We start from the raw sequence: 22,101 nt of genomic DNA, 5'->3' as shown, positions 1-22,101 counted from the left end.
TCAATTCTGGGACACTATTTCTGTTCGATTTAGATGCAAGGTTTGATACGATGCACAAACTGTCCGTATCCGACCTGTCCAACGAATTTTCCATCTTTCGCAACCAGTTTTCCACGCAGATAGACAGCGGCGGGGACTCCTTTGACGGTCTTGCCGTCAAACGGGGACCATTTACATTTGGATACGATACGGTCGTTGCTGATGACCTCCTCCTTATCCATATCCAGGAGCACCAGATCGGCGTCCGCTCCGACTGCAATGTGGCCCTTTTTCGGGAAAACGCCATAAAGTTTTGCGGGATTCTCGCACATGCACTCCACGATGCGGTTCAGGGTTGTTTTTTTCTGACTGACGCCGTTGAGCATCAGCCGCAGGGAAGTTTCCACACCCGGGATGCCGTTCGGCGCATCCCAAATGTTCTTTTCACCCGGGAGTTTCTGTTCCTTTGGATACGGACAGTGATCGGAACCTATGGTGGTGACATAACCCAGATCAAAAAGTTTCCACAGCTCCTCCACCTTTTCCGCGGTGTTCATCGGCGGCGTGAATTTTACCCACGGACCTTTTTTCTCCAAATCTTCAACGGTGAGGTTAAAATAGTGCGGGCAGCTTTCCGCATAGGTCCGGTAACCTTCCTCCCGCGCCTGATGGAGCAGGCGAAGCAGCTCCGGCTGGCTGACGTGGGCGATATTGACCCGGCAGCCGGTTTCCTTCGCGATTTCGATGACCGTTTCCACCGCCACCCGTTCAGCAAGCTTGGAGCGCCATTCCCACTGGGAATGATAATCCGTGCGGCCCGCGGCGCGCAGGGTATCTTCCTCATACTGGCAGATACCGTCGTCCTCACAGTGGATCAGCACCGTGCCATCCATGCGGGCAACCTCTGTGAAACTGCGCATCAGGAACGCGGTGTGCATCGCCTTGACGCCGTGCAGATTACAGGTAAACGTCTTGAACCCAGTGATCCCCGCATCCCACATGGCTTGCAGTTCCGCGGTATTTTCCGGTGAAATGCCGCCCTTCAGGCCGAAGTCAACGCAGGACTTATCCGAAAGATATGTAATCTTCTCCAGCAGCGGCTCCACCGAATAGACTGCCGGCAAGGTCCGGTGATGGTCGATTGCGGTGGTGATTCCGCCGACAGCGGCTGCCATCGTCCCGGTGGTGAATTCCTCCCGGTCGGTATAGCCGGGGTCCATCATATGGGTGTGCCCGTCCACACATCCGGGCATGATATAACGTCCGCCGACGTCGATCACTTCGGCAGCTTCACATCCGCTTCCAGGTGCGAGCAGCGCCTCGATTTTCCCATCACGGACAAGGATATCCGCGGGAATGCTGCTTTTGGATGAGACAACGACAGCGTTTTGGAACAGTAAATCTCCCTTTTTCATACGATTAGCTCCTTATAAAAATCTGGTATGCGGTGAAATACAATGTTGGTGCCCGGTACAACGTCCTTTGATTTGCTCAGGGCAGTGTTGACCAGTCCGGAAGCGGTATGCTCCCGCGTTTGGAAGGTTGTGCAGATGACGCCGCCGTCCGGATTCACCAGAACGCTGTAATCATCCTGGCTGCAAGCGGCGCTGCGCGCCACGAACATCTTGTTTTCAGCGGCCCGGGTTTGCATCCATTTGAGATAGAACGCGTCCTCCCCACTCCCGTCAAACCAGAGGATCAGGTCAGCGCCCTCCAGCATGGCACAGCGGGCGATCTCCGGGATCTCAATTTCGCGGTCAAACAGGGCGGACACCCGGATACTCTCGGTAAGTTTCAATGCCTGGATTTTCGTCTGTGGCGGCGAGCCCTCCAGATGGGTGCTGTAAAGTTCGCCGATCATCCGATCCTTTTGCAGGAAAACAGCTTTTTTTCCACCGTTCTCCCCAATCCCAACCGCCACAATCGCCTGGCCGTGCAGGCTTTTGGACAGACAGGAGAGATCTTCGCAATCCAAAGGGCCTTCATAGGGAGGAAGTACGATCAATCCCGCGTCGATCCCTTCACAGATTTGGATGTATTCACATGCCTTGGCCAGATAAGCCGTCTTGTCCTCATAAGCATAGCGCACCAGTGAGGTGTAAATTGTAAGATCCTGTAAGCGATAGGCGCGATTGACAAGCTCCGCAACTGGAAGCGCATCCGTTTCCCGCGTCAGGGCACTATACAGCGATGGGCGGCGCGGCGCGGCTTGGACCGGTGGGCGGGGCAGATCGAGTTCACATATGCGGATCTCCGCTCTGTCCGGAGAACACTGAACCGGCATACTCCCATCCGGCGCCGTGATAAAGCTGCGGCCCAAAAAGGTGATTACACCGCTTTCCACACCGGCCTTGTCGCAGACGGCAATATAGACCCCGTTTTCCTTTGCGCGCGCCTGCAGGATGAACTGATACTGCTGGTTTGTCAGCTGCTGCGGGCTGGCCGCGGAAGCCACCAGATTGACGCAGTCCAGAATCAGCCCCGCGCCCTTCAGGCGCAGAAGCCGCGCAATCTCCGGGATGCGTCCGTCCGCGCAAACCATCACGCCGACCCGGCCAAAATCAGTATCAAATACCTGTGCGGGCCGGCCGGCGGCAAACCATTTGCGGTCAAAATGCCAGAGGTTGGATTTGTCGGCGCGGTTGGCCAGCGCGCCTGTGCGGTCAAAGACCACCGCGCTGTTATAAAGCTCTCCGCCCTCCTCCAGCGCAATTCCAATCACTATGTAGCTGCGGTAAAGTTTTGCCAGAGCGGAAAGCGCGTCCAGCAGGCGGATGGTTTCCCTCAGGGAGTCCCGCGTTTCATCCAGCCCAATGTAGTAGGCGGGATAGGCGCATTCGGGCAGAAGCACAAGGTCCGCGCCGGATTGGCAGGCCTGTTCGGTCATCTGGAGGATCTCCTCCAATGTCTCGCGGTAATCAGAGATATCATGCCCTTGCAGTTGGATCAAAGCAAGCTTCATTCTATCACAGCCTCTCCACTATCAATATTCTCCAATGTTTTCCTGTATCCTCATTATAATTTGTGCATATCACAGTGTCAATATTACTAACAAGAATAAACGATACATTTATTTCATGATATCTATAGATTTTTAGAATAATTAATTATCAGTGAAACATTACGGCGGGATGCATTTAAAACGCATCCCGCCGTATCCCGCTATATCCAAAGCCCATTTATAGGACAGTTTCCTCCTCTTCGATCTCGTTTTCCTCCTCTTGTTGCGGTGTCTGGGGACCTGGAGAAAGGAGGGCCAGATTATAGATCCTGACAATTGCCGCCAGCATCACCAGTGCATTGATCAGATTGTTCAGCTGCAAGCGCTCCCCTTCAATAGGATCGTCCACCGGATTTTCCAGCGCTTCGCCCGAAAGTCCCAGAAAAAAGGATGACGCGCTCAGAATCATTATCGCCGCAGTGATCTCAAATGGAAAGAGATCGCGCTCCGCAAGCGGGTCTTCCTCCCCATTGATCGCCGCAAGGACCCGCTTCTTTTTGCATAAACACCGTAAAATAATTCACCAGGACCGCCGCGACCACAAGCCCCATATAATCCAGCGCCTGGGAGACGGTTTCATACTGCTGTTTCAATACATCCAAACCGGCCGCCGCTCCGGTATTCTCCGTGGTTTCCATCCTTTCACCCCTTTTCCCCAGAATATGAAAAACCAGTGCCCTTCGACAGACCGAAAAAACAAACCGGCGCCCGGCATCTCTGCCGGGCGTCGGTTGCAATTGAGTTATTCCATATACCCGCCCTTCATGGGAGAAACCGCGTGCTCGGAAAAAATCTTCAGCACGCCGTGTTTATATTTCGATTCGCGGGGTTTCCATGCCGCTCTGCGCTGGGCCAGAACCTGCTCAACCGCATCCGGCTCCATCCGCTCCCCACCTACGCCAACGACGGCCAGCCGCCGGTTCGGGATATCGATTTCGATGAGATCGCCCTCCTCCACCAGCGCGATCGGGCCGCCGTCCGCAGCTTCAGGCGATACATGCCCAATCATCGGGCCTTTCGACGCGCCCGAAAACCGGCCGTCGGTGATGAGGGCGATCGAAGCCGACAGCTTGGGATCGGAGGAGATCGCTTCCCCGGTGTAGAACATCTCCGGCATGCCGGAACCCTTCGGGCCTTCATAGCGGATAAAGACCGCGTCGCCTGGCAGAATCCGGTGATGAAGCACCGCATCGATGGCCTCCTCTTCGGAGTCAAATGGCCGCGCGCGCAGCACCGCGCGGAACATCTCCTTCGGGCAGGCGGTGTGTTTGATCTCCGCGCCCTCCGGCGCAAGGTTCCCCTTCAAAATCGCGATGCTTCCATCGGTGCCGATCGCAGTATCGAAGGTGCGGATAATGTCGGTGCGCCCGCAGCCGGTCTTTGCGAGCAGCTCGTCGCAGCGCTCATAGAAACCGTTCTGTTTGAGCTCTTCCAGATTTTCACCGAGTGTTTTGCCTGTGACAGTCATCACGTCGAGATGGAGCATCGATTTGATCTCCTCCATCACCCGCGGCACACCGCCCGCATAATAGAAATATTCAGCGGGCCAGCGGCCGGCCGGCCGGATGTCGAGCAGATAGTGGGCGCCGCGGTGCATCCGGTCGAAGGTGTCCGCGTCAATTTCGATACCGAATTCGTGCGCTGCAGCCGGGATATGCAAAAGCGAGTTGGAGGAACCCGAAATGGCCGCGTGCACCATGATCGCGTTTTCAAAGGACTGGAGCGTGACCATGTCGCGGGGGCGCAGTCCCAGTTTGGCAAGCGCAACCGCCTGTTTTCCCGCGCGCACCGCGACCTCATTCAGATCCTCGCAGGTGGCGGGCATCAGCGCGCTGCCGGGCAGCATCAACCCGAGCGCTTCCGCCATGACCTGCATGGTCGAGGCGGTGCCCATAAAGGAGCAGGCCCCGCAGGAAGGACAGGCATGGTGTTTATAATAGGTGAGCTGTTCGGCGGTGATCTCGCCGCGTTCGTACATGGCGCTGTACTTTCCGATCTGCTCGAGGGTGAGCAGATCCGGACCCGCCTCCATAACACCGCCAGTGACGATGATCGACGGGATATTGATCCGTCCGACCGCCATCAGATGGGACGGGACCGCCTTGTCGCAGCTTGAGATGAACACGCCCGCGTCAAAAGGCGTGGCGTTTGCATGGATCTCAATGAGGTTGCAGATGGTATCCCGTGAGGCAAGCGAATAGTTGATGCCGTCGTGGCCCTGGGCCATGCCGTCGCAGATATCAGTCGCAAAATAACGCGCCGCGCGGCCGCCCGCGGCCGCGCGGCCGCCCGCGGCCGCACGCCCACGGCCGCGCTGTCGACAAACCGCAGCAGGTGCGCGCTGCCCGGGTGGCTGTCTCCAAAGGTGCTTTCCACCATGATCTGTGGTTTTTCAAGATCTTCAACCGTCCATCCCATGCCTATGCGCAGCGGATCCATCTCCGGCGCGAGCTTTCGGATTTCCTGACTGGTCATGTTCGCATCGACTCCGTCTCTTTTCAAAATTTTGCTTCCTGTTTTTCATTATAAAAGGGTCGTTTCCTTCTGTAAAGCGGCAAGCGCCCGATCAAATATCCCCGCCGCCTCGACGGTATCCGCCAGCGGCATGATTTCGCTTTCCATCTTCCCGGCGCGGATACACTGCGCCGCATGTTCAATCTGGAATTCGAAGCCGGACGGCGTGGGCGAAAGAAAAACGTCCGCAGGTTCCTGCAATTCGTAAGCCGAGCTCGGCGCCATCGGTTCGGTGAAAAGCTCCGCTTTCTGGGCATAATGGAACCACGGAGCGATCCGGATATAGCCTTTGTCGCCGCAGAGATAGGCCTCGTTGCGCGCATGGAAGGTAACCGCGCATTTTACTTCCCCCACCAGCCCGTCCGCATAGGAAAGATGCAGGAACGCCGCACCGTCCACACCGGTGCCGGAGGGCACCAGCGTCGTCCGAATGCCGGAAAGTTCCCTGTTTTTGGCGAACAGCTGGACAAATTCAATCCCATAGACCCCCAGATCGTACAGCGCGCCGCCGCCGAGCGCCGGGTCATACAGGCGTGGATAGCCCTCCTGGGGGCGGCATGCGCAAAGCGACGCGCTCACCGCACGCAGACTGCCGATACGGCCCTGCCGCACCCAGCCGAGCGCGGCGTTCGTCGCGGGCAAAAAACGGCTCCACATCGCCTCCATCAGGAAAACGCCCTTTTCACGCGCGGCCCGTGCGAGTTCCTTTGCTTCGCGGGCAGTCATCGCCAGCGGCTTTTCGCACAGCACATGCTTACCCGCCGCGATGCTGCGCATGCAGCAATCGTAATGCGCCTGGTTGGTGACGGCGATATATACCGCGTCGACCTGTGGGTCCGCGAGCAGCGCATCATATCCCGCGCAGACGCGCGGGATATGATATTTTTCTGCAAACGCCTCGGCTTTTGCCGGGCTGCGTGAGGCAACCGCGGTAAGCTTTGCTTTTTTTACCAGCCCCATCTGGAAGGTTCCAGCGAATTTTTCCGCGATGCCTCCCGGCCCAATGATCCCAAACCGGCACTGTTCCATTTCAGCAGCTCCTTTCAAATTCCAGTTCCCCCGCAGCGCGTTTTTGAAAAGCAGGCAAGGCCGATACAAGACGCTGCTCGCACCGGCCCTGACTGTGATTCGACAGGGGAAATACCCCCATATAGAAAAGGAAGAAAGAAAACTTAATAAATCGTCGCGCCTTTATGGGTCGGGGAGCACATCTTTTTATAGAGGGAAAGCCAGCCCATACTGTCTTTTTCAAGCGGCTTCCAGCCTTCGAACCGGCGGGCGATCTCCTCGTCGGAGATTTCCACATTCATGGTGCGGTTCGGGATATCGATCGAGATCATATCGCCGTTTTTGATGATGGCCAGGTTCCCGCCGGAATACGCTTCCGGGGAAAGGTAGCCGATCGCCAGGCCGCGGGTCGCTCCGGAGAAGCGGCCGTCAGTGATGAGCGCGACATCCTCATCCAGTTTTTTGCCGCAGACAGCCGCCATGAAGGTCTCCAGATGCGGCATACCCGGTGAGCCCTTCGGGCCTTCATAGCGGATAACCACCACGTCGCCCGCTACAATCTCATCGTTTAAGAGCGCCTGCCAGCCCTCCATTTCGGACTCGTAAACCTTGGCCGGACCGCGGAATTTGAGCGCGTGCTCCTTGACGGCGGAGAATTTCACAATCGCGCCTTCGCTGGCAATATTGCCGCGAAGCACCGCGATGCCGCCCTTTTTCGCGATCGGATTGCTCACCGGATGAATCACATCGGGATCATGGTTTTCCACGCCCTCCAGCAGATCGGAAAGCTTCCCGCAGACGCCTTCGGTCGAGGTGTCGATGAGTCCCGCCTTGTCGAGCTCCTTGAGCACCGTCAGGATGCCGCCCGCGCGGTCGAAATCGGGCATCGAATAGGTCGGATGGCTCGGATAGATGGTGGAAATCAGCGGGATCTGATTGCTGAGCTGGTCGAACAGGTCGTATTCGATGTCGATACCGGCCTGTTTGGCCACTGCTGGCATATGCAGCACGCTGTTCGTGGAACCGCCGATCGCCATGATGTATTTGATGGCGTTGATGTAATTTTCGCGCGTGATGTGGTCACGGGGCTTCCAGTCGGCAATGGTGAGCTCGACAATCTTTTTGCCCGCCTCCTTCGCCATCTGGCGCCACTCATCCGAGCAGGCCGCCACATTGGCGTTGCCCGGCAGCGAAAGCCCAAGCACTTCGGCAAAGGCGCACATCGTGTTGGCGGTGCCCATGAAGGGGCAGGCGCCGGTGGTCGGGCAGGCATTTCGCACAATGCCTTTGTAATCCTCTTTGCTCATCAGCCCGCCGATGTATGCGGCATAGGCCTGTTTGGTATGCGTCAGGGTGATCATCTTGTCCTTATAGTGGCCGGGCTGCATATAGCCGCCCGTGAAGATAAGCGACGGGATATTGAGCCGGTTCGCGGCCATCATCATGCCGGGGACAACCTTGTCACAGCTGCCAAGCATGATCATGCCGTCAAGCATATTGCCCTCCACCTGGCTTTCAATTTCAGAGGAGACCAGATCACGGCTGGGCAGGGTGTAACGGTCGCCCGCGGTGTTCGAACAGATGCCGTCGCAGATGCCGGTCACCGGGACCTCGATGGGGAAGCCGCCCGCGTCGCGGATGGCCTCCTTGATATCGTCGATCACGAGCTTAAAATGATAATGGCCGGGATTGAGCTCGTTCCAGGCATTTACGATTGCAATCTGGGGCTTATACATCATCTCTTCTTCCACGCCCATGGCGAAGAAGAGCGCGTTGCGGTGGTCAATCGCCTCTTCAGAAAAACTTTGGGAACGCATGGAAAATTCCTTCCTTCTTCTTTAGATTTTATCGGACAATCCCTTTGCGCAGGATGAGGTTCGCAAACCGCGCGGTCTCGCCGGTGGCGACCACCGCGAAAGCGCGGCCCGCCCGGTCGTAAAAGTCCCAGCGGTCAAGCTGTTCAAACTGCACGGGTTTCTCATGGAACTCATCCAACAGGGCTTTATATTCCCCCTGGATATTGCCGGTGTAGTCGCTGTCGGCCGGAATACGCATCACAACCGCCGGCGTGTCGGTTGCATAATCGATCGGAAAATATTCCAGCACCGCCCGCAAAAGCTCCTGGATTCCGACGCCCGGATAGCGCACCAGGCGCTGGGCATGGCTGACGGCGGGAAAGTTCCGGTCGGAAAAGACGATTTCATCGGTGTGCCCCATCTCCATCAGGATCTTCATCAGCTCCGGCGTGATCAGGGGGTTGATCTTTTTCAGCATAAGCGCACCCCTTTCCTATGACACAAAGAGATTCGGCAGGAACATCACCAGCGGCTCGCAATAGGTGATGAGCATCAGTACCACAAGCATAGCCAGGAAGAATGGAATAAAGGCTTTTACCACACTTGCGATCGAACATTTCGCAATGCCGCAGGAAACGAACAGGCAGACGCCAACCGGCGGAGTGAACAGCCCGATGGCCAGGTTGACAACCATGATAACGCCGAAATGCACCGGAGAAATTCCGAGTTGGGTGACGATCGGCAGCAGGATTGGGGTGAAGATGATGACAGCGGGGCTCAGGTCAAGCCAGGTACCCACAAAGAGCAGCAGAAGGTTCACCAGCAGGAGGATCAGGAAGCGGTTGGTGGTGATGCCGGTGAGCCAGCCGCCAATCATGGCCGGAACGCCCTGCTGCGCAAACAGCCATGCCAGCGAGGAAGCGGTCGCGATCATCAGGGCTACCTGGCCGGTGGTGCGCGCCACTTCGGAAAGGATCTGCGGGATATCCCGGAAGAACAGCTCCTTATAAAGAACGCGGCCGATAATGAACGAATAGAGCGCCGCGATGCCGGCCGCTTCGGTCGGGGTGAAGAAACCGCCCACGATGCCGCCGAGGATGATGATGACAGTGAGCATGGCGGGGATTCCCTTGATGATGATCCAGACCGCCTCTTTGAAGGAAACCCGTTCGTCACGGGGATAATTGCGCTTTTTCGCGTAATAGGCGGACACGATCATCAGAGCGATGCCGACCAGGATTCCCGGGATGATGCCGCCCATAAAGAGGCTTCCGATCGACGCGCCCGCAGCCACGCCGTAGACGACCATTGGGATCGACGGCGGAATCATGACGCCGATGGTGGAAGAAGTCGCGGTGACCGCGACCGAAAAGTCGGTGTCGTAGCCTTTTTCCACCATGGCGGGAATCAGGATGCCGCCGATGGAGGAGGTGTCGGACGCCGCGGAACCGGTGATGCCCGCGAAAAGCATGCTGGCCACGATGTTGATATAGGCAAGCCCGCCCTTCATGAAGCCGACCATCACCTTGGAGACATTGATCAGGTCGCGGGTGATGCCGCCCAGCGCCATGAACCGTCCGGTGAGGATGAACAGCGGGACTGCAATCAGGGTGAAAGTGTCCATGCCGGTGAACATACGCTGCACCATAACCATCATCGGCACATCATTGGTCACAAGGATCCCGCCGATGGTCGCCAGGCCGGTACAGATTGCGATTGGGACGTTGAAGACCATGAGACCGATCATGATGGCAAATACAACCAATGCGATCATAAAAAGCAACCTTTCTTTCTAAATCTATCAGTGCCCGTCGGGGCAGTTGCAAAGCGGGGCCTCAGGCCGCCGCGCTCTTTCCTTCTTTAATATGATGGTATAGCATATCAACGCCGAGGATCGCATATAAAAGCCCGGAAATCGGCAGGGCCATATATACATAGACCATCGGCATGCGCATAACCGGCGATTTCTGGATCGAAACGATCTCCAGCAGCATGGTGCCGAAAAAGGCAACAAACGCGCCGAAAACAATCACCAGTGCGTAGACAAAGATACGGTTATAAAATTTCACTTTCGGCGACATCTTACTTTCAAAGTAATCGATGCCAAGATGCATATTGTGGCGTAGAGTCATAACGCTGCCCAAAAAGCAGAACCAGATAAAGCTGAACCGCGCGAGCTCGTCCGTCCAGGAGAACGGCACTTTCAAAAGCAGGCGGGTGCCGATCTGGCAAAGGATGCTGATGGTCATGACAATCCCCACGATGCGCACGAGGTTATCTACAACCAGGTCATAAAGGATATGGATCATTTTTTTCATACAAGATATCCCCCGTCTATCGAATCAATTGTAATCGGATCAATTGGAAGGGCGCGGCGCGCTTTTGCGCCGCGCCCTTTTGAAAAATGGTCGTGGAATTTTCAGTTTATTACTGATTGCAAAGGATTTATTTCAGGAACGCGTCGATGATCTCGCCGCCGATTTCATCGCGGTATTCGTCGTACAGCGGTTTTACTTTTTCAATGAAGGAGGTTTTGTCCGGGCACTCGTTGACTTCCATGCCAAGGCCCTTGAGTTCTTCGATGGCCGCGGATTCACTGTCGGCATCCAGCTTGGTGGCGATAGCGCCCGCTTCCACACCGGCGTCCAGAACGATCTTCTGGAGGTCTTCAGGAAGCTTATTAAAGAATTTCGCATCGATCGTGATGACGTTCGGGGTGATGAAGTGCTCGGTCAGCGAGAGGTAGTTGGTAACTTCATATTCCTTCTGCGTGATGATCAGCGGAACCGAGTTTTCCGCGCCGTCGACCACCTTGGTCTGCAGAGCCATGTAGCGTTCGCTGGCGGCCAGCGGGACCGGGACAGCGCCCAGCAGCTCAAAGGTCTTGGTCATGACCGGGCTTTCCATGATGCGGATCTTCATGCCCGCAAAATCATCCGCCGTGACGACTGGGTTTTTGGAGTTGTAGAGGCTGCGCGGGCTGCGGATCATCCAACCGATGATCTTGATGCCGGTTTTCTCTTCAAGGGACTGGACCAGGGTGTCGTTGAGGCCGTCATCCAGAACCTGACGGAGGTGGTCGGTGCTCTTGGAGATATACGGCAGGTCGAATACCATGAACTTGGGATCAAAGCCGGAAAGAACCGCGGTATTGATCTCAGCGGCCTGGATGCTGCCCATCTGCATGCCTTCGATGTAGTCGCGGTGCGCGCCGAGCTGGCCGCTGTGGTAGATTTCCACGGCGATCCGGCCGTTCGAACGCTCCTCGACCATCTTCTCAAACTCGAAGAAGGCGATGACACAGTTATCTTCCGGGTTTGAAGGGGTTGCCATCTTGATGGTAAATTCCGCTTCAGCGGCCGGAGCATCGGCAGCCGGTTCGGAAGCGTCCGCCGCGGGCTGACTGGCCGGAGCGGAAGCCGCGGGCGCAGCAGAAGAGGAAGGTGCCGGTGTGCTGCCACCGCAGGCGGCGAGGGAGCCGATCAGAGCCACGGATAAAGCAAGCGCTAATACCTTTTTAACCATTTTCATTTGTCTCCTCCTAGATTTGTTTGGTTTTAGACTGGTTTGGTTTTTCAGCCTACAGGTCCGCAATATCCACACCATTTTACAACATATTGCAAATCTGTTGTTAAAAGCATAGCATACTGTTATTTTAATTACAACCTAATTTTTGCATTAAAAATGAAATTTGTTCATTTTATATTTAAATTTTATTAATTTATTGGTTAAATTACCGGGTTTTCTGCCGAAAATAAAATTTCTTTCCTTCTTTTTTAAGAAGCACTTGACATTTATGTGCAATGGATTTAAGATAGATGTTACAAACATGTACCAAACATGATCTGTATTAAAATGATAATATTTATAAACGAGGAGGACAAATTATGTGGGAAATGATTCAAAACCGCCGTGTGATTTTTGGCGAAGGCAAAGTCGGTGAGATCGGTGAGATCCTCTCCTGGTATGGTCTGCGGAAGGCCTTCTTTGCAATTTACGACAAAAACGCACCCGTCTACCAGTCGATCTGCGCCGACCTGGACGCACATGGGATCGCCCATGTTGCTTACGACGCCATCAAAGGCGAACCCGACCTGCATGTGATCAACAACGGGCGTGACCTGTATGTCGAAAGCGGCTGCGACTGCACCCTTGCGGTGGGCGGCGGCAGCGTTATCGACACCGCAAAGGCGATCGGCATGATGAGCACCAACGGCGGGCTTGTGGAACAGTACCAGATGGAAGGCCGCCCGGTCACCAAGCTGCCGCCTTTCTATATCGCGGTACCCACCACCGCCGGCACCGGCGCCGAGGCCACCAAGGTGGCGGTCGTTTCCAACAACTATAATGGACTTAAAAAGAGCCTCTATCACACCACCATGATCGCCGACGTCACCATCCTCGACCCGTCGCTCACAGTGGGGCTCGGCGCCAAGGCCACCGCCGCTACCGGGATGGACGCGCTGAGCCACGCGATCGAAAGCTATGTTTCGCTCAACGCCAACCCGGTCACCGAGATCTATGGGCTGCGTGCGATGGAACTGGCGGCCAAGGCGCTGCCTGTCGCCTGCACCGAGCCCGGCAACCTGCAGGCGCGCGGTGACATGCTTGTCGCCAGCTATTTCGGCGGCGTGGCGATCAGCGCGGGCATCGGCATCGCGCACATCATGGCACAGCCGGTCGGCGCAATGTACAAAATCCCGCACGGCGACGCCTGCTCGATCTTCCTGCCGCTCGCCATGGAATTCAACATCGATCACGCCACCCGCAAATACGCCGATGTGGCCCGCGCGCTCGGCGTGGAGAAGATCGGCGCCAGCGATATGGACAACGCAAAACGCGCCATCGAAGAGGTCAGGCGCATCCGCAGCCTGGTGGGCGCGCCTGACACCCTCGCCCCCTATCTGCACGGCGAAAAGCCCGATCTCGATTTCGTGGTTGACACGGTAAAGAAAACCACCGGGCACATCACCTGCAATCCACGGCCGGTCGACGCGCAGGTCTATCGCGATATTTTTGAAAAAGCGATGTAAGCAGCCGCCCAGGAGATTGACATTATGACGCATCCCGCGCTATAATGTAATGTAATTGGATTGTAACCAAACCAAGCGGAAACAAATAGTTTAGGCGGTTTAAGTGATGTCTGGAAAAAGATATTTATACGAGCAGGTTTACGATAGCCTGAAGGAAAAAATCGAATCGGGCGCATATGGCTGCGGAGATCTTCTGCCTTCCGAGCGGGAGATCGGAGAAACGTTTAATGTGGACCGTACCACCGTGCGCCAGGCGCTAAAAATGATGGTTGCCGACGGCCTGGTGGAAAAGCAGGCGGGTGTGGGCACCCGTGTGGTACAGCAGGCCCCGCCCGCGCATAAACCATCCCCCAGCCGGATGCTGGCTTTCTTCCTGCCCACTTCCACCAAGAAAAGCGATCGGATCACCGAACCGTTTTACGCTACCTTGTTCTATAATCTGGAAAAGGAGTGTAAAAACCACAACTACACGCTGGTCTACTCCACGCTGGACAGCAACGACGACTTTCCAGCGATCCTTCAGGGGAACAATTACGCGGGAATCTTCTTCACCAGCAATGTGGACCGCCGTTTTATCGATTACGCATTGTCGGCCGGCATCCCGTCGGTGCTGCTCAACGACTATTACCCGCCGTTGATGTCGGTGGTTCCGGACAATTTCTACGGGATGATCTCCGCCTGTGAGCATCTGCTCTCGCTGGGCCACCGCCGGTTCGCACTGATTAAAGGCATCAGCTCCTACCTGTCCACCGCGGAGCGCTACTCCGCCTGTGTTGTTGCTTTCCAGCGGGCAGGGCTCGATATTGAAAACATGTATTCGGAGGAAACCACCTGGGAATCCGGCAGCGGCTATACGGCCGCCCGGAACATCCTTGAGAAAGCCGCCGGCGATCTGCCCACCGCGATCATCGCCTTCAACGACAGCCTCGCAATGGCCGCGCTGCAGGCAGTGCATGAAAAAGGGCTGCGGGTCCCGGAGGACATCAGTGTCGTGGGGTTTGACGACATTGAGCAGGTCAAGCACACCTATCCCCCGCTCACGACCGTGAGCCAGAATATCCCGCTGTTTGCCAAGACAGCTCTGCACAATCTGCTCACCCAACTGGATAACCCTTCGGACGTCTACAAAGTGCGGGTTATCATCCCCAGCACACTGGTGGTGCGCAATTCAACCGGCGTCCCAAATGCCAGCCGCCCGCCCCTGCAATTACCGAAAAAGGCCGCCAGAGCTTGATGCTCTGGCGGCCTTGCCGCATCTGTAGATTATTTTGAAAACTCCCCGGCCATCTTCAGGGCAGCCTTCATGCCCGTTGCTAGGAAATAGGTGTCGATGCCCAGCGCAATGAAGGTGAACCCCTTCTCCAGATAGGAGGACACCGATTCACACGTGGGGGTGACAATATGAATCCCCGCGGCTTTGCCGGCTTTTTTGCAGGCCGCGACGACCTGGTCACAGGCGCCGGTCACCAATGGATCGCCCGTCTGGCCAGGAATGCCATAGGAGCCGCTCATATCGTACGGACCAATGAACACTCCGTCCACACCCGGCACAGCCAGGATTTCATCGATGTTCTCCACGGCTTTTTTGCTCTCGATCATCACGATGACAGCCACCTCGTCATTGATGCGGGCGACATACTCGTCGAAATCCTCCCCCCAGTTGTTGGCCCGGCAGAAGGCGAATCCCCGAACCCCTTCAGGCGGATACTTCGCGGCGGCGACCGCTTTCGCTGCTTCCTCCGCCGTTTCAATCAGCGGAACAATCACGCCGGAAGCGCCCATATCCAGCGTCTGGCGGATCGCCAGCGTATCGTTGGAGCGGACGCGCGCCATCGGGGCGGTATTCTGGCCAAGGCCGCGGAAAAGTTCGATGGTCTGTGCGTTGGTGGTTTCGGTGTGTTCGATATCAGCCGCCACCCAGTCAAATCCCTGGCGCGCCATCATTTCGGCAATGTCGGCGCTGGGAATCTGAATCCAGCTGCCGATGCAAACCTCGTTGTTCTGCAGTTTTTTCCGGATGCTTCTCATGACTACTCCTCTTTCCGCTGATATTTATGAGTTCTGGTTTAAATAAGACTGCCACATGCCGCAGCAGATTTCCATTGTACGCATGGCGGTGTCCAGCGTGCTCGAACAGTTTCCCCTGCCGAGCAGGTCGTCCACGATGTCCTGCACCTGCGGCGCGCCGACATAGCGCTCCTCCGGCACGCAAATCTCCCGCGTGCCGCTTTCATTTTCCAGGATCGTGGGGCTGGAATTGTCCGCGTAGTGAAAGCGGATAAGCCCTTTGTCCCCGCAGATCTCCACCTCGTCCTGAGGCTTCCAGGCAGCGTAATCCCACAGCCCGCTGATGAGCACCCCCTCCTGTCCGCGCAGGATAATCGAAGCGAGATCCTCAGCCGGATAGGCGTCGGTGAGCCGGTCGGCGCAAACCTGCCAGCAGGTGAGCGGCCCAACCAGAAAATCCATCAGGTCGATCAGATGGACGTCACCCTCAAAAAAGATTCCGCCGCCGCTGTAAGCGGGATCATATTTCCAGTTGCGTTTGCCGGTCTTTGGGTCCGGCAGCACCGCCCGTTGCGAACGAAAGATCCGGATACACCGCACCCGGCCGATTTCACCTGCCAGCAGCAGCTCCCGTATCCGTTTAAAGCGCCCCATCCCCCGGCGGTAATGGGCCACAAAACACCTTGTCCTGCTTTTTCGGAAAGCCTCCTGGATCTCCGCGGCCTCCCGCATATTCATGGCGATCGGTTTTTCCAGATAGCAATGCTTGCCCGACTCGGCCGCGAGCAGCGCATACTGTTTGTGGCTGTCCGGTGTGGTAGCCACATACAGGATGTCAATTTCCGGGTCGCGGGCCAGCGCGGCGGCATTCTCATATACCCGCCCATGCCCGTGGCGGTCCGCCCATGCCTGCGCCCGCGAAAGGGTACGGCTGGTGATCCCCACCAGCCGGGAATCCCGGGCGAGATAAAGACCCGGCCCGGTTTTGGTCTCAGTTACCTCCCCGCAGCCGATCATGCCCCAGTTTACCGTTTGCATCCACATCCCTCATTTCTGCTTCATCAGACCCGCCCCCTCCGGCTTCCGGGGGGAGCCAGCCCCCCTTTACCACTCGGCGATCGAACCGTCCGCATGCCGCCAGACGGGGTTTTTCCATCCGTGCGGGTTCTTCGCTTCCTCCAGCACCAGTTCCTTATTGATCTCCACGCCGATGCCCGGCTTTTTCGGCAGGCGCACATAACCATCCACAAAGTCCAGATCCTCTTTGTTCAGAATATAATCGAGCACACCGGCGCCTTTATTATAATGGATGCCCATACTCTGCTCCTGGATCACCGCATTGTGGCAGGTGGCATCCACCTGCAGGCAGCAGCAGAGCGCGATCGGGCCGAGCGGACAGTGCGGCGCCAGCGCCACATCGTACGCCTCTGCCATTGAAGCAATCTTTTTCACCTCAGTGATGCCGCCCGCGTGGGACAAGTCGGGCTGGATGATGTCGGCATAGCCCTGCTGCAAGAGGCGCTTGAAATCCCAGCGGGAGAAAAGCCGCTCGCCGGTGGCGATCGGGATATGCGTGTTGCGGGCCACATCGGCAAAGCTCTCCATATCCTCGCAGAGCACCGGCTCCTCAATAAACATCAAGTCGAACTGCTCGAGCTTTTTTGCCAGCACCTTTGCCATCGGACGGTGCACCCGGCCATGGAAATCGACCGCGATGCCGAAATATTTCCCAGTGGCTTCCCGGATCGACGCTACCCGTTCGAGCACCGCGTCCACTTTATCATAGGTGTCTATGTATTGGAGTTCCTCGGTCGCATTCATTTTGATCGCGGTGAAGCCCGCCTGCTGGCGTTCCTTCGCGGCCGCGGCCACATCGCTGGGCCGGTCGCCGCCGATCCAGGAATAGACCCGCATCCGGTCCCGGCAGGCTCCACCCATCAGCTGGTAAACCGGCGCGCCAAAGAATTTGCCCTTGATGTCCCACAGCGCCTGGTCGATCCCAGCGATGGCGCTCATGATGACCGGACCGCCGCGGTAGAACCCCGCGCGGTAAAGCTTGGTCCAGATGTCTTCAATCCGCATGGGATCTTCACCCAACAGGTAGGGTTTCATTTCCTCCACACAGGCAAGGACTGTGGCGGCTTTTCCTTCGACCACAGGCTCGCCCCATCCAACGAGCCCACCGTCGGTCAAAATCTCGACAAATCCCCATCTTGGGCGAACTTGATAGGTGTTTACCTCGGTAATTTTCATCTGATTTTCCTCCCTGTTTTGTTCTATGAGGCCCGATCTTTCAAATACCAACAGGTAGTATATTGGTTTAATCTTATTATACCTGTTCCCATCAGCACTTGCAATAGAAGAAGCAGAAAAACAACAGGGGGTTTTTTGTTTCCCGTTTCGCCGACAGGGCTTCCGCCTTTCCTTTCGTAAATCAGAAAAGAGAAACCGGGCCGCCCAAATGGGCAGCCCGGTTTCTCTATAGGATGTAAAAATAAGAAGGTATCAATGTTTACGCCTGTCCACAGACTTCCAGGCAGATGCTGGCGTTTCCGGCCGCGCACTTGACGAGCATGTCGATATTCACGCGATCTTTCGGACGGTGGGTATAGATTTCTTCACAGCAGGAATAGCCGATGGTCGGAATCCCCAGATAGCAGAAGGTATAGGCGCCGTCGGTGCCGAAATTCCATTTGTCAAAGCCGGGATTCTGGCCCAGCTTTTTGAGGGCGGCCACCGTCTTGACCACATACGGGTTATCCTGTTCCACCAGATAAGCCGGTTTATCCATGTTCTCGTCCTCTTTGAGGCCGGTGTAGCTCGTATGGGACAACACCCTCATATTGGCGGTCACGTTAATCTCCGGGTCCTTCTCCTTGCATGCGGCGATCACCCGGCGGATATCCGCGAGAACCCCTTCCGCGCTTTCACCAGGAATATACCGGCGGTCGATCCATACGCGGCAGACATCCGGGACCGTGCTTCCCCAACCCGGCGTGCAGCTGATGTGCGTGACCGATTGGGTGGATTTCCCGAGGAAGGCATCCTCTTTCATATCCTTTTTGAGTTCTTCCAGAGCCGCGAGGACCGGAACCATCTTGTCAACCGCGTTGACACCCAGCCACGGGGCGCTCGAATGGCTCATAACGCCGCGGCTGATGAGTTCGATCTCAGTGCGGCCGCGGTGGCCGAGGTAGACATCCAGCGAGGTGGATTCGCCAAGCACGCCCAATGCGATCGGAATCTTTTTGAGATAGCCTTCACAGAGGTGCTTCATACCCCACATGTCTCCCGGCTCCTCATCGATGACAAAGGTCAGCAGCACATCACCCTTGAGCCGGATGCCCAGCTTCTTGAGAATATAGACGCCGTAAACCTGCGCAGCCATCGCGCCTTTTGTGTCAGAAGCGCCGCGGCCATGGATATAGCCGTCAGCAACCGCACCGCTGTAGGGCGGATATTCCCAGTCATCCGGGTTGCCGGAAGCAACCTGGTCCATGTGGCAGTTGAAAAGAATGTTGTCCCCGCCGCCAGTACCTTTATAAATGCCGACAACATTCCCATAAGGATCGGTGAACACCTCGTCAAAACCGAGTTTGGTCAGCTCTTCGGTGATCAGCTTTGCAACATTCTCCTCATGCTGCGATTCGCTCGGAGTCTGCACCAGACGCTGCACAAAGCTGACCATTTCTTCGCGGAAAGCTTCGGCATATTCGGTGATCTGTTCATAGAGTTTTTCCATCGACAAATTCTCCTCCTGTTAGAAAACTAAAATTGGTATCAACAGCCGAAAAAGTTCACAACCGGCTAAGTGACCAGGCCAATTTTCAAAAAATAAACCCAAATCAAATCTCTAACACTCTGTTTTATAATTTAACATCTCAGCTAACGATTGTCAATAGTTTTTAAAAAAATAAACTTGATAAATCACATTTATGCAATGTAACCATAATCCTGTTCCTTCCGGGAAAGCCCAGCGGATAAAGCCGATTGACAGCTTGTAACAAGAAAGTTATAATAGCAGATGTTATGACCTGTCCGCAGTGCGAATACACAGAAGGAATGGTGCGCACAATGCCAAACTTGAAACCCATTGTGAAAAAAACAGTCGTCGACGAAATCATCAACAGTGTTGTCGAAATGGCTAAATCCGGAAAAATACAGCCCGGCAACCGCTTCCCCAGCGAACGGACGCTCGCCGACCAGTGGCAGGTGAGCCGCGCTTCCGTGAGCGAGGCAATGCGGGCGCTGGCCTTTTCCAATATTGTCACCATCAAGCCCGGTGACGGCATTTATCTCAATGAAATTCCATTTGATGCAATGGAAGCCGGCATGACGACAAAAAACACTTCCCTCATGCGCGAGCAGTCCGACCTTTTGGAATGCCTGAAAGCCCGCCGTGCCCTGGAGGGGCAGATTGCACAGCTTGCGGCGATCCGCGCCACCGAGGAGGATATCGCCACACTGCAGTCGCATATGGATAAGATGCTCGCTCACCTGTCCGATTCGGAGGAAGATCTCAAAATCTATGTGGCGGAAGATTTTGCTTTCCACCAGGCGGTTGCCCAGGCGGCACAAAACCCCTATCTTTACAAAGCGATTAACGCGATCTGGCAGGCGACCCATCGCTGGATCTATCGGATGACCGTCATCTCCGCGGGCCGTGCCGAGATCACTTCCCAGGAGCATAGCGCGATCTTTGGGGCGATCAAGGAGCGGGATCCCGCGGCAGCCGACCGTGCCGTCGAAATCCATTTGCAGCGGATCATGAACCGCTATCAGGATTACTTCGACACGCAGACGCAGGAGAAAAATGAGCCGAAACGCAGAAAAAAATCCCAGGATGCTTTGGCCGGGAAATGAAAAAGACACCCACGGATTCTTCTGCAAGCACCTTCGCTTAGCCGTCCCAAGGATCGCTTACCCACCACATTGGCAACTGTAAAATAAATTTGATCTTTTTTCTGTATGGTTTCCCGCCGCATTGCAGATACTATCTGCGGGGTGATTCTATGAAACCGTATGAGGACCTTTATAACCTGATCGCTCAGAGCCCGCAGGCTCATCAATTTTTTACCACTTTGCCCGATAATGTGCGGGACGCTGTGAGCTGGAGGGCCAAGGAACTTCATTCTTTGGGCGATCTGCAGCAGTGCGCGCAGGAACTGCTCAGCGATTATGACTAAAAAAGGCGGCGCCGCTTCCATAGCGGCGCCGCCTTTTTTCCTTTTACCTTCCGATGACCTCTACCTGGAATCCTTCCATCACGTCGAGAGCTCTGCAGTTGGCCGCAGGGTCCATGCAGGACGTGCCCTTCGCATCCACCACAACCCGCGCCTCCGGCAGCGCGGCCTTTGCCAGCGCAGCGTTCGAAATGACGCAGATATTCGAGACAAGCCCGCAGAGCTCAACCTCGTCATATTGCCCAGCGCGCAGATAGTCAAACAGCTCCGCTGACCCGAACGCAGGCTTTTTAAACACTCGGTCACCCGGTTTTTGGCAGTGTGCGACCGCGCCATAAAGCTTCCAGCCATCCGTGCCGTCAATGCAGTGGACGATCGGGAGTTTCCTTCCTTCCTGGGTCGAAAGGTAATTGTCCCCATGCGTGTCAAAGGTAAATGCCACTTCGCCGCCTTGGGCACGGCAGGCGGCGATCTTTTCACAGATCGGGCCTTCCAGCAGCTCCGCGCCCGAAAAGCCGAGCGCCCCATCCACAAAATCCTTTTGGTAATCCACAACGACCAGCAATTTTTTCATCAGAACTGCCCCTTTCAAAAAAAAGCCGGACAACCGTCCGGCTTTTCAATTTTAGATTTCATATACCTTGACCTGATTGTTGATCATGGCCACCGAGATCCTGCGCGGCGGATTAGTGCCTTCCACCAGGCAGGAAGCAGTCCCAAACGCCGCCGCAAGCTGCAGCGAACGCTTGAGGTCATATTTGTAGTCATGCGCGATGATGAACCCCGCGAGCGCCGCGTCGCCGGCGCCGATGGTGGACTTTATTTCCGACAGCTCCGGCACATCCGCCTTGTATGTAACCTCGCCGTCAGTGTAGAGCGCGCCCTCGGCGCTCAGGCTCACGAGCACGTGCCGGATACCCAGCCCGGCAAGCCGCTTGGCCGCGCAGACAACCTCCTCGAGGCCATTCAGTTCGTGTCCAACCAGCGCGCACAGCTCCGCATAATTTGGCTTGATGACCCAGGGCTGGATCTTCGCAATGTTCTCGAGCGTTGCCGACTTGGTATCAAGTGCGATGGAACCGCCGTTTTCCCGGATAAATGAACAGATTTCGCAGAAGATGTCGTCGGTCACGCCCTCCGGCATGGCTCCCGCGACCACCACCAACGTAGCGGGTTCGATCTCCTCCGAAAGGGCGATCTCCAGCTCGTTGATTGCGCGAGAAGTCAGCCTGGGGCTTTTGCGCACCAGGCGCACCGACCTGCCCTTCGGGTCCACGATGTTGATGCTCTCCCGAAGGCGTCCCTCGGTATAGATGACGCGTGTGCTGACATTTTCGTCCTTGAGGCGGTTGAAATAGCGCTTGCTGTTCTCTTCCCCGGCGACGATCAGCGCAGTGTTCGCGATACCGTAGCTCTGCAGCACACGGGATACGTCAACCGCCTTGCCCGCCGCGTCATACAGTTCGCTTTCCACCATGATGTCCCCGCCGGGTTCAAAATTTTCCACATAACAGGTGATATCCGCCACCGGGTTTAAGGAAAGTGTGATGATCTTTTTGAATAGCATACGACACCCACCC

Annotated in this window: 20 protein-coding genes and 1 pseudogene; 4 read left to right on the top strand and 17 right to left on the bottom strand. The window is 56.0% G+C overall.

Annotated features, from left to right (window positions below):
- Positions 1–29 precede the first annotated feature (29 nt).
- The 11 genes and pseudogenes from BN4275_RS11085 to BN4275_RS11035 form a co-directional block, all read right to left on the bottom strand.
- On the bottom strand, positions 30–1,394 hold the full coding sequence (locus tag BN4275_RS11085; protein ID WP_066458074.1) for a dihydroorotase: 1,365 nt from the start codon (positions 1,392–1,394) through the stop codon (positions 30–32).
- Positions 1,391–2,941: a nitrilase-related carbon-nitrogen hydrolase gene (locus tag BN4275_RS11080; protein ID WP_066458071.1), complete on the bottom strand. Its 1,551-nt coding sequence runs from the start codon at positions 2,939–2,941 to the stop codon at positions 1,391–1,393. Before BN4275_RS11080 ends, BN4275_RS11085 begins: the two co-directional genes overlap by 4 nt.
- 217 nt (positions 2,942–3,158) lie before the next feature.
- The gene (locus BN4275_RS11075) at positions 3,159–3,389 is read right to left on the bottom strand and encodes a hypothetical protein (protein ID WP_066458069.1); all 231 of its coding nucleotides are present in this window, start codon (positions 3,387–3,389) and stop codon (positions 3,159–3,161) included.
- Positions 3,390–3,405: 16 nt separating this feature from the next.
- Positions 3,406–3,618 carry a hypothetical protein gene (locus BN4275_RS11070; RefSeq protein ID WP_066458066.1) on the bottom strand — a complete coding sequence of 71 codons (213 nt, stop codon included), beginning with the start codon at positions 3,616–3,618 and terminating at the stop codon, positions 3,406–3,408.
- 104 nt (positions 3,619–3,722) lie between these two features.
- Positions 3,723–5,455, bottom strand: a pseudogene (gene ilvD, locus BN4275_RS11065) (dihydroxy-acid dehydratase).
- A 48-nt stretch (positions 5,456–5,503) separates the two neighbouring features.
- On the bottom strand, positions 5,504–6,523 hold the full coding sequence (locus tag BN4275_RS11060; RefSeq protein WP_066458064.1) for a Gfo/Idh/MocA family protein: 1,020 nt from the start codon (positions 6,521–6,523) through the stop codon (positions 5,504–5,506).
- Positions 6,524–6,666: 143 nt separating this feature from the next.
- Positions 6,667–8,319 carry a dihydroxy-acid dehydratase gene (ilvD, locus tag BN4275_RS11055; RefSeq protein WP_066458062.1) on the bottom strand — a complete coding sequence of 551 codons (1,653 nt, stop codon included), beginning with the start codon at positions 8,317–8,319 and terminating at the stop codon, positions 6,667–6,669.
- Positions 8,320–8,347: 28 nt separating this feature from the next.
- A complete protein-coding gene (locus tag BN4275_RS11050) occupies positions 8,348–8,776 on the bottom strand; it encodes an RbsD/FucU family protein (protein ID WP_066458058.1) in 429 nt (142 codons plus the stop codon).
- 15 nt (positions 8,777–8,791) lie between these two features.
- Positions 8,792–10,072, bottom strand: coding sequence for a TRAP transporter large permease (locus tag BN4275_RS11045; RefSeq protein ID WP_066458057.1), 1,281 nt, complete (start codon positions 10,070–10,072; stop codon positions 8,792–8,794).
- Positions 10,073–10,133: 61 nt separating this feature from the next.
- Positions 10,134–10,616, bottom strand: coding sequence for a TRAP transporter small permease (locus BN4275_RS11040; RefSeq protein ID WP_066458054.1), 483 nt, complete (start codon positions 10,614–10,616; stop codon positions 10,134–10,136).
- A gap of 127 nt (positions 10,617–10,743) precedes the next feature.
- Positions 10,744–11,829, bottom strand: a complete 1,086-nt coding sequence (locus BN4275_RS11035) for a TRAP transporter substrate-binding protein (RefSeq protein WP_066458051.1) — start codon at positions 11,827–11,829, stop codon at positions 10,744–10,746.
- Between the two features lie 356 nt (positions 11,830–12,185).
- Between BN4275_RS11035 and BN4275_RS11030 the strand changes: the two genes are divergently transcribed.
- A complete protein-coding gene (locus BN4275_RS11030) occupies positions 12,186–13,331 on the top strand; it encodes an iron-containing alcohol dehydrogenase (RefSeq protein WP_066458048.1) in 1,146 nt (381 codons plus the stop codon).
- 106 nt (positions 13,332–13,437) lie between these two features.
- The gene (locus BN4275_RS11025; protein WP_066458045.1) at positions 13,438–14,565 is read left to right on the top strand and encodes a GntR family transcriptional regulator; all 1,128 of its coding nucleotides are present in this window, start codon (positions 13,438–13,440) and stop codon (positions 14,563–14,565) included.
- A gap of 29 nt (positions 14,566–14,594) precedes the next feature.
- Here the strand turns inward: BN4275_RS11025 and BN4275_RS11020 are convergent, their stop codons facing one another.
- The 4 genes from BN4275_RS11020 to BN4275_RS11005 all read right to left on the bottom strand — a co-directional run bounded on the left by BN4275_RS11020 (position 14,595) and on the right by BN4275_RS11005 (position 19,080).
- Positions 14,595–15,359 (bottom strand): HpcH/HpaI aldolase family protein, encoded by a 765-nt coding sequence (locus tag BN4275_RS11020; protein ID WP_066458041.1) that lies wholly within the window; start codon positions 15,357–15,359, stop codon positions 14,595–14,597.
- Positions 15,360–15,383: 24 nt separating this feature from the next.
- The gene (locus BN4275_RS11015; RefSeq protein ID WP_066458037.1) at positions 15,384–16,376 is read right to left on the bottom strand and encodes a Gfo/Idh/MocA family protein; all 993 of its coding nucleotides are present in this window, start codon (positions 16,374–16,376) and stop codon (positions 15,384–15,386) included.
- Positions 16,377–16,442: 66 nt separating this feature from the next.
- Positions 16,443–17,591: a galactonate dehydratase gene (gene dgoD / locus BN4275_RS11010; protein ID WP_066458034.1), complete on the bottom strand. Its 1,149-nt coding sequence runs from the start codon at positions 17,589–17,591 to the stop codon at positions 16,443–16,445.
- A 259-nt stretch (positions 17,592–17,850) separates the two neighbouring features.
- The gene (locus BN4275_RS11005; protein ID WP_066458031.1) at positions 17,851–19,080 is read right to left on the bottom strand and encodes a YgeY family selenium metabolism-linked hydrolase; all 1,230 of its coding nucleotides are present in this window, start codon (positions 19,078–19,080) and stop codon (positions 17,851–17,853) included.
- A 332-nt stretch (positions 19,081–19,412) separates the two neighbouring features.
- Between BN4275_RS11005 and BN4275_RS11000 the strand changes: the two genes are divergently transcribed.
- Both BN4275_RS11000 and BN4275_RS17330 read left to right on the top strand, forming a co-directional pair.
- The gene (locus BN4275_RS11000; protein WP_066458029.1) at positions 19,413–20,201 is read left to right on the top strand and encodes a FadR/GntR family transcriptional regulator; all 789 of its coding nucleotides are present in this window, start codon (positions 19,413–19,415) and stop codon (positions 20,199–20,201) included.
- A gap of 149 nt (positions 20,202–20,350) precedes the next feature.
- Positions 20,351–20,524, top strand: coding sequence for a hypothetical protein (locus BN4275_RS17330; protein WP_154018877.1), 174 nt, complete (start codon positions 20,351–20,353; stop codon positions 20,522–20,524).
- Positions 20,525–20,567: 43 nt separating this feature from the next.
- On the opposite strand, the gene BN4275_RS10995 is transcribed toward BN4275_RS17330, so the two are convergent.
- Entirely contained in the window at positions 20,568–21,095 is a 528-nt protein-coding gene (locus tag BN4275_RS10995; protein WP_066458027.1) for a cysteine hydrolase family protein, read from the bottom strand.
- 51 nt (positions 21,096–21,146) lie between these two features.
- Positions 21,147–22,088 carry a 1-phosphofructokinase family hexose kinase gene (locus tag BN4275_RS10990; protein ID WP_066458020.1) on the bottom strand — a complete coding sequence of 314 codons (942 nt, stop codon included), beginning with the start codon at positions 22,086–22,088 and terminating at the stop codon, positions 21,147–21,149.
- Between the last annotated feature and the right edge of the window lie 13 nt (positions 22,089–22,101).

It is taken from the genome of Anaerotruncus rubiinfantis (assembly GCF_900078395.1).
Lineage (GTDB): Bacteria > Bacillota > Clostridia > Oscillospirales > Ruminococcaceae > Anaerotruncus > Anaerotruncus rubiinfantis.
This window is presented reverse-complemented; position numbering and strand designations above follow the sequence as displayed.